Consider the following 7738-nt stretch of genomic DNA (forward strand, 5'->3'; position numbering starts at 1 on the left):
CGTCGTCTTCCCGACGCCGCCCTTCCCGCCGTACAGCACGTACTCGGCGGTGCCGCCGACCACCCCGGGGTCGAGGGAGTCGACCGCCTCGACCTCGATTTCGTCCATACCTCTGCGTCGGCGGCCCAGCGGGGTCAATCCGTCGGTCGCGGCTCGCTCGCCGGCGCGCCGAACGTCTTGGCCGGAGTGGTTTTCCGCAGCGAGTGTGTTAGTGGCACGCATGGAGGGCGTGCTGAACGAGCGCACCGCGACCGTCCACAAGAAGGGGGTGGAGAACCCCCACAGCCGGACGAAGTGCGGGGCGACCAACGACGTGAGCCACGACGACGTCCGCGCGGTCGCGTCGACGTCGCGGTCGAGGACTTCGACGCCTGCCGCTGCGGGCGGTGTTTCTCGGACGCGGGCGGCTACTGAGCTACCGGTCGTCGAAGTACGCCGCGAGCCGGTCGGCGGCCTCCTCGACGCGCGGCGTGACGAGCGCGAACCGCAGCCACTCCTCGCGGGCGGTCCCGAACCCGGAGCCGGGCATCCCCGCGACGCCCGCCTCGTCGATGAGTTCGTACGTGTTCTCCAGCGTCCCCGGGAACTCCGGGAAGCGCGCGAGCACGTAGAAGCCGCCGTCCGGTTCGGTGTACTCAGCGCCCGCGTCGTCCAGCGCCGACGTGAAGGTGTCCACGCGCTCGCGCAGCGTCGCCCGGGTCTCCTCGTAGTAGCTCGGGTCGGTCTCGCGGAGCGCGTGCAGCACGGCCGCCTGCGCGGGCCGCGACGTGGCGACGTTCGTCAGCATGTGCCGGGACTTCATCGGCTCGACGTGGCGCTCCGGCGCGATACAGTACCCCACGCGGAACCCCGTGATTGCCAGCGACTTCGAGAACGCGTTCACGACGATGCGGTGCTCGGAGTCGAACTCCAGCGCCGAGGTGAACCGCCCGGAGAAGTCGAAGTGGTCGTACACCTCGTCGCTGACCAGAACCGCGTCGTACTCCTCCGCGACGGCGACGAGTTCGCGCATCGTCTCCTCGCCGTACACCGCGCCCGTGGGGTTGTTCGGCGTCGTCGCCATGATGCACGCGGTGTCCTCGCCGGCCGCCGCGCGCACGTCAGCGGGGTCGAGGCTGCCGTCAGCGGCGGTGTCGACGAACACCTGCTCGCCGCCGAGCATGTCCGTCTTCCCCGGGTAGTACGGGTAGACGGGGTCGGCCATCACGACCTCGTCGCCGGCGCCGCGTTCCAGCGCGCGCGACATCCCCAGGTAGTTCGCCTCCCCGGCGCCGTTCGTGACGATTACCTCCTCGACGGGGACCTGCCGGCGCGCCGCGATCTCCTCGCGGAGCTCCCGGAGCCCCTCGCTCGGCGGGTACTGGAACCGGCTCCCGCCGGTGTCGGCGTACTCGTGGAGCCCCTCCGCGAGCGACGGCGGCGACCCCCAGTCGGGGTTCCCCGAGACCATGTTCACCACGTCCGCGTCCGACTTCACCGCGTACTCCATCACGCGGAAGAACAGCGGTTCCTCGTACTCCATACGCCAGCGTCGCCGCCCCGGCACGTGGCTCTTTCGCCCGCGGAAACGAGCGGCGCTTGCCGCTACTCTGCGGTTGATTCGCCGGCCGGCCGTCGGTCCGCCCGTGACCGACCACGAAGCCCGCGTCCGCGAGTACTACGACGCCGTGGACGCCGACCGCATCGACGACCTGCTCGCGCTGTTCGCCGACGACGTGGTGTACGACCGCCCCGGCCAGCCGCCCATCGAGGGGAAGGACGCCCTCGAAGCGTTCTACCGGGAGGACCGCCCGCTCGAGGACGGCAGCCACGAGGTCCACGACGTGCTCGTCGACGACGGGCGTGCGGCCGTCCGCGGGACGTTCTCGGGCGTGCAGGACGGCGACCGCGTGGAGTTCGGGTTCGCGGACGTCCACGTCTTCGCGGACGGCCGCATCGCCGAGCGGTACACGTACACCGACCGCGACACGGTCTGACGCCACCACCTTCTTGCTCGCCGCCCCGGTAGCGCCGGGCATGCGCGAGTACGCCGCCGACCCGCCGATAGAGGAGGAGCTCAACGACCTGCTGCCGGACGCCGGCCACACGGTCGCGACCGCCGAGTCCTGCACCGGGGGGCTCATCGGGTCGCTGCTGACCGACGTCTCGGGGTCCAGCGACTACTTCGACCGCACGCTCGTGACGTACACGTACGACGCCAAGCTCGACACCGGCGTCGCCCGCGAGGCCCTCGACGAACACGGCGCCGTCAGCGAACCCGTCGCCCGGCAGATGGCGCAGGCGACCCGGGACGCCGCCGGCACGACGTGGGGCGTCTCCACCACCGGCATCGCGGGTCCCACGGGCGGCAGCGAGGAGAAACCAGTCGGCACGGTCTACATCGGCGTCGCGTACGCCGGCGAGTGGGGCACGCAGTCGAGCCACACGGCCGTCGAACGCCGCGAGTTCGACGGCACCCGGACCGAAATCAAAGAACAGATCGCGCGGCGCGCGCTCCGCAAACTCCGCGAGGAAGTCGAGGACGTCTGCGACTGACGTTCCGCGACGAGGACGGATGCGTCCGGTAGTAGCGAGCGCGTGCCGAAACCGTCACGTGGCAGGGCGTGCTCGGCCCGAGTGATGAACAAGGGCGACCACATCCTCAACGGCATCCTGCTCGCCGTCGGGCTGGGCTACGTGCTCTACCCCGCGGGCGGCGTCGAGACGCTGCACACCATCGCCGCAGTGCTCATCCCCGTCGTGCTCGGCGCGCTGTTCCCCGACGTCGACACCGACTTCGGGAAGCACCGCAAGACCCTCCACAACATCCCCGTGCTGGCGCTGCTGTACGTCTTCCCGATGTACTTCGGGAACCTCCAGTACGTCTGGATCGGCGTCGCCACCCACTACGTGCTCGACGTCGTCGGCAGCAAGCGCGGCATCGCCCTGTTCTACCCGCTCTCGGACCAGGAGTACGGGCTGCCGGTCGGCGTCGCCACCGTCTCGAAGTACGCCAGCGCGGTCACCGTCGTCATCACGCTCGTCGAACTCGCGGCCATCGCGGTCGTCGTCCACGTCGCCCCGCAGTACGTCCCCACGGACGCCGTCAGCGGCCTGCTCTAGTACACCGCGACGTCGTCGAACTCGCCGCCGTACGCGATGTGCCGGGGGTGGGTCGGCTCCATCCCCGACAACAACAGGCGGTCGACTTTCTCCCACGTGTTCTCGTACGCGAGGTGGGCCTTCTCCGCCAGCTCGCGCGCCCGGAACCGGGGGTTGCGCTGGTGGTACGTCCGCCGCGACACCCCGGACTTGAGCGCGGCCACGAGGTCCGCCTCCGAGTCGATGGCGGCGTCGAACTCCGTCCACACGCCCCCGACCGTCTCCGGCCGGTGGGCGTACGAGGACGCGAACCCGGGGATGTCGTAGGCCGCCGAGAGCGCGCTCGCGCGGTCGTCGTCCCACGGGAAGTGCTTCGGGTTGTACGTCTCCACGGCGTCGACGTCCTCGCGGAACCGCTCGACGTCCGCCGCGGTGAGGCTCACCGTGAGGAACTCGGGGTGGGGCGCGAGCACCGCGGCGCCCTGCTCGCGGAACGCCGCGAACGCGCCGTCCAGTGTCACGAAGTCCGGCACGGGGTCCTCGAGCCCGACCGCGAGGACGTGCTTGCGGTCCCGCCACGACCCCGTGAACACCTCCCGTCCCGGCACCACGAGCAGCTCGTCGTCGGAGAACTCGGCGGCGCGCTCGCGGGCGTCCGGCAGCCGCGTGAAGTGCGGGGCGTACACCAGCACGTCGATGCCGGCGGCCTTCGCGCGGCGGACCGCCTCGTCGTCGAGCACCTTCGCGTGGAGGTCGACCCGTGTCGTCGGCACGCTCCCGGGTTCGCGCGCCGCGGTTTAGCGGCTTACGGTTCCGGCGGATAAACTCCGCGCCCGCTGTCGCGCGTTCGTGGGCGCTTATCCCCGTGGCGTCCCAACGGCCGGTATGAGTCTGAACCTGCTCTCCGAGGACCTCGTCCCCGAGCACGCCCGCGACGTCAAGCGCGAGGCCCGCGAGTTCGCCGAGGAACACATCGCGCCGAACGCCGAGGAGTACTACCGGACCGGCGACTACCCGTGGGAGATTCTCGAGGCCGGGATGGACGCCGGCCTCGTCGCCCAGGACATCGGCGAGGAGTACGGCGGCCGCGGCCTCGACCTCGAGCAGATTCTGGCCGTCGCGGAGGAGTTCTACCGCGCGGACGCCGGCATCGCGCTGACCCTCCAGCTCGCGAGCTTCGGCGCCGAGATGCTCGAACAGTACGGCACCGACGACCAGAAGGAACGGTACCTCCGGCCGGTCGCCGAGAACGACCAGATCACGGGGCTGGCGGTCTCCGAACCCGACGTCGGCTCGGACCTCGCCGGCATGCACACGACCGCCGAGAAGGACGGCGACGAGTACGTCCTGAACGGCGAGAAGTACTGGATCGGCAACGGCGTCGAAGCCGACTGGGTGACGGTGTACGCGAAGACCGGGGACACCGACGACCGCTACATGAACTACTCGCTGTTCGTCGTGCCCACGGACACCGACGGCTACGAGGCCGAACACATCCCGGAGAAGATGGGGATGCGCGCGTCCAAGCAGGCCCACGTCGTCTTCGACGACTGCCGGATTCCCGAGGAGAACCTCATCGGCAGCGAGGGGGCCGGGTTCATGATGCTCGCGGACTTCTTCAACCACGGCCGCGTCGTCGTCGGCGGGCACGGCCTCGGCCTCGCCGCGGCCGCGCTCGAGGAGGCGTGGGCGTTCGTCCACGAGCGCGAGGAGTTCGGCCGCCACGTCTCGGACTTCCAGGCCGTCCAGCACGGCCTCGCGGACATGCGCCTCGAGTTCGAGGCCGCCCGCGCGCTGAACTACCGCGCCGCCCGCAAAGTCGAGGAGTACGACAACCCCGGGCTGTGGGCGGCGATGGCGAAGACGAAGTCCACCGAGGTCGCCGTCGACAACGCCGAGCAGGGGATGCAGTTCCACGGCGGCCGCTCGATTCTCACCGACCGCCGCATCGCGCGCGTCTACCGGGACGCCCGCATCCCGGTCATCTACGAGGGCGCCAACGAGATTCAGCGCAACCTCATCTACCGGCAGAGCGGCGAACAGTAAGACCTCCTCAACGGCCCAGAATCTGCGAACCCCCTCGAGAACCTCTCTTTCGCTCTCATCTGGCGCCGATTGTTGCGTGGTAACGACTGTCTACTCGCGGTCTCGATTCCGATAATTCGTCTGACGGAGCGGTGACGAACGACGGACGCTCCGGGTTCAGTGGTCGAGAAAGCGACACAACCTTTATTTGCGCGCTCAGGTTACAGAGACCCATGTCCGCGTGGGAGTGTGCGATTGTCGGCTGTGGGTCGACGTTCGGCAGCGTCGAGGCGCTGTTGGCCCATCAGGTCGCGGATCACGACGCCCACGAGTGCGAGATCTGCGGGGAGGCGGTCCCCGAGGGCTTCTTCGCCGTCAAGCACGGGCTCCGCGAGCACACGCGCGCCGAGTACGTCCGCTTCTACGACGGCGACGCCGAGGCCATCCGCGAGCGCGAGCGCGTCCTCGACGACGTCGCCGACGCCATCGACCCGTCGGTGCTCGAAGACCTCCTGAGCGAGGAAGCCGTCGACGTCGCCGACGCCACCGAGGCCGCCCACGCCACCACGAGCTAGTTTCGTCGTTCGTAAGCGATTTGCCGCGCCTCCGTGACGTCCAGCCATGCGACTCGCACGACTCCAGACCGACGACGGCGTCGTCGACGGCGAGTACCGGGACGGCCGCGTCGTCACCGAAGACGCGGAGTACGTCGTCGGCGAGGACGGCCGGCTCGCGCCGCCCTGCGACCCGTCGGCGCTGTACTGCGTCGGCCGCAACTACGCCGAGACCCTCGACCAGATGGACTACGAGCGCCCCGACCAGCCGGACTTCTTCATCAAGCCGCCGGTCTCCGCGGTCGGCCACGGCGCCGACGTCCCGTACCCGACGTTCACGGACGAACTGACGTACGCGGGCGAGCTCGCGGCGGTCGTCGACGAGCGCTGCCACCGCGTCGACGAGGCCGACGTGCCGGACGTCCTCCGCGGGTTCACCGTGATGAACGACCTCGACGCGCTCGACCAGCCCGGCCGCACCGCGCGCAAGGCCTTCGACGGCTCCGGCCCGCTCGGCCCGTGGATCGAGACCGACGTCGACCCGCGCGGCATCGACATGCACACCGACGTCGCGGGCGAGCGCCGGCAGGAGGCCAACACCGAACTGATGCTGTTCGACCCCTACGAGGTCGTCTCCTTCCTCTCCGAGCGGTTCACCTTCCACCCCGGGGACGTCATCGCGTTCGGCAGCCCCGCGAACCCCGGGCTCGTCGAACCCGGCGACACCGTCGAAATCACGTACGAGGGCGTCGGCACGCTCGAGAACACTATCGTCGAACCGCAGAACTGAGCTCCGGTCGCGTTCGTTCTTCGGAACCCGCTCGCACTGCCTGAGGAGCGCTTTTACCGCTCCTCGGAGTCGAGCACGCGAATCTGGTCGCCGCGGACTGTCACGCGACCACTTTTTGCTGCGTCGGGTCGCCTTCGGCGACCACTCCTTGCAAAAACGTGGTGAAAAACACCCTGCTCGCGTCCGACGGACGCGAGCAGTGAACCGCCTCGCTCCGCTCGGCGGACGCTACCGTTCCTCGGAGTCGAGCACGCGAATCTGGTCGCCGCGGACGGTGACCGGAATCGGGACGGTCGCCTCGTACAGCTCGACGGTGACCTGGTCCTTGCTCTCGTCGATGCGCTGGACCTGCGCCTTCTCGCCCTTGAACGGGCCGGCGATGAGCTCGACGATGTCGCCCTCCGCGATGCCCTCGACGTCGGGCTTCGGGGAGAGGAAGTGCTCGACCTCGCTGATGCCGGACTCGCCGGGGACGAGGCTGCGGGCGTGGGGGATCTCGTCCATCACGCGCTCGATGATGTTGTGGTCGTCCGCTTCGACCATCACGTAGCTGGTGAGCGCGTCCGGCGCCAGCACCGCGTGGATCTCGTCGGCCTCGCGGTTCGCGATCATGCTCGCGACGGTCTGCTCCTGGCTCGCGGTCGTCTTGACTGCGTACACGCCCATCTTATATCACCGACGTGACTGCTTCCATCAGCAGGAAGATGACGAAGCCGAGCAGTCCGACCAGCAGGATGCCGGCGCCGGCGATCTTCGAAATCTGGGAGAACTCCTCCCACGACGGCGTGCTCGCCAGCCGGAGCACGCGCGTGTACGCGGAAAGCTCTAGGGGAACGTCCATACAGGGGTAGAGTCGGCGAGCGCTCTTTTATCTATTGATGCCGAGCGACGACCGGCCCCCTCGCTTATCCGCGCCGGCGACGTATCACGTGGTATGCCCGAAGAAGTCCTCTTCGAGTCCGAGAGCGACCGCAGCCGCGAGGAAATCGCCACCTACCTTCGCACGATTGCCGACAACCTCGAATCCGGCGGCGCAATCACGCTGAAAGCGGGCGGCGAGGAGGTTACGCTCGACCCGCCGAATCGCCCGACGTTCGAGGTAAAGGCGGAACGCGAGGGGCCGGCCGACGGCGCGAAAGAACTGAGCGTCGAGCTCGAACTCGAATGGCCCGAAGACGGCGAGGCAGCCGGCGAGAGCGGCAAACTCGAAATCGAATAGCGCGGGGTTATGACCCGCCGTGCTGAGCAGAGAGCATACGCGCGGCGAAGCCGCGCGTTTCACTGCCGG

At 69.1% G+C, this 7738-nt stretch carries 11 protein-coding genes; 7 read left to right on the forward strand and 4 right to left on the reverse strand.

From position 1 onward, the window contains the following. Nucleotides 1-415: 415 nt before the first annotated feature. Nucleotides 416-1522, reverse strand: a complete 1107-nt coding sequence (locus GJ634_RS12820; protein WP_157503225.1) for a pyridoxal phosphate-dependent aminotransferase — start codon at nt 1520-1522, stop codon at nt 416-418. A gap of 103 nt (nt 1523-1625) precedes the next feature. On the opposite strand from GJ634_RS12820, the gene GJ634_RS12825 reads away from it, so the two are divergent. From GJ634_RS12825 to GJ634_RS12835, 3 genes are all read left to right on the forward strand, one after another. Then, on the forward strand, nt 1626-1976 hold the full coding sequence (locus GJ634_RS12825) for a nuclear transport factor 2 family protein (RefSeq protein WP_331714172.1): 351 nt from the start codon (nt 1626-1628) through the stop codon (nt 1974-1976). A gap of 40 nt (nt 1977-2016) precedes the next feature. Then, entirely contained in the window at nt 2017-2535 is a 519-nt protein-coding gene (locus GJ634_RS12830; RefSeq protein ID WP_157503229.1) for a CinA family protein, read from the forward strand. A gap of 84 nt (nt 2536-2619) precedes the next feature. Beyond that, complete coding sequence (locus tag GJ634_RS12835) at nt 2620-3102, forward strand: metal-dependent hydrolase (protein ID WP_157503231.1); 483 nt, start codon at nt 2620-2622, stop codon at nt 3100-3102. On the opposite strand, the gene GJ634_RS12840 is transcribed toward GJ634_RS12835, so the two are convergent. Next, nucleotides 3099-3854 (reverse strand): PHP-associated domain-containing protein, encoded by a 756-nt coding sequence (locus tag GJ634_RS12840; RefSeq protein WP_331714173.1) that lies wholly within the window; start codon nt 3852-3854, stop codon nt 3099-3101. The two genes, GJ634_RS12835 and GJ634_RS12840, sit on opposite strands and share 4 nt — an antisense overlap. A 112-nt stretch (nt 3855-3966) precedes the next feature. Here GJ634_RS12840 and GJ634_RS12845 point away from each other — a divergent pair, with 112 nt between their 5' ends. The 3 genes from GJ634_RS12845 to GJ634_RS12855 all read left to right on the forward strand — a co-directional run bounded on the left by GJ634_RS12845 (nt 3967) and on the right by GJ634_RS12855 (nt 6450). Then, on the forward strand, nt 3967-5127 hold the full coding sequence (locus GJ634_RS12845) for an acyl-CoA dehydrogenase family protein (RefSeq protein WP_394350897.1): 1161 nt from the start codon (nt 3967-3969) through the stop codon (nt 5125-5127). Nucleotides 5128-5339: 212 nt separating this feature from the next. Next, entirely contained in the window at nt 5340-5681 is a 342-nt protein-coding gene (locus GJ634_RS12850; protein WP_157503233.1) for a hypothetical protein, read from the forward strand. 46 nt (nt 5682-5727) lie between these two features. Further along, on the forward strand, nt 5728-6450 hold the full coding sequence (locus GJ634_RS12855; RefSeq protein ID WP_157503235.1) for a fumarylacetoacetate hydrolase family protein: 723 nt from the start codon (nt 5728-5730) through the stop codon (nt 6448-6450). A gap of 228 nt (nt 6451-6678) precedes the next feature. On the opposite strand, the gene GJ634_RS12860 is transcribed toward GJ634_RS12855, so the two are convergent. Together GJ634_RS12860 and GJ634_RS12865 are read right to left on the reverse strand one after the other, a co-directional pair. Further along, complete coding sequence (locus GJ634_RS12860; RefSeq protein WP_157503237.1) at nt 6679-7116, reverse strand: transcription elongation factor Spt5; 438 nt, start codon at nt 7114-7116, stop codon at nt 6679-6681. Between the two features lies 1 nt (nt 7117). Further along, nucleotides 7118-7291, reverse strand: a complete 174-nt coding sequence (locus GJ634_RS12865; protein WP_157503239.1) for a protein translocase SEC61 complex subunit gamma — start codon at nt 7289-7291, stop codon at nt 7118-7120. Between the two features lie 93 nt (nt 7292-7384). On the opposite strand from GJ634_RS12865, the gene GJ634_RS12870 reads away from it, so the two are divergent. Next, nucleotides 7385-7669: an amphi-Trp domain-containing protein gene (locus GJ634_RS12870; RefSeq protein ID WP_157503241.1), complete on the forward strand. Its 285-nt coding sequence runs from the start codon at nt 7385-7387 to the stop codon at nt 7667-7669. Nucleotides 7670-7738 lie beyond the last annotated feature (69 nt).

The sequence above is a fragment of the Halobacterium sp. CBA1126 genome (assembly GCF_009741975.1).
Lineage (GTDB): Archaea > Halobacteriota > Halobacteria > Halobacteriales > Halobacteriaceae > Halobacterium.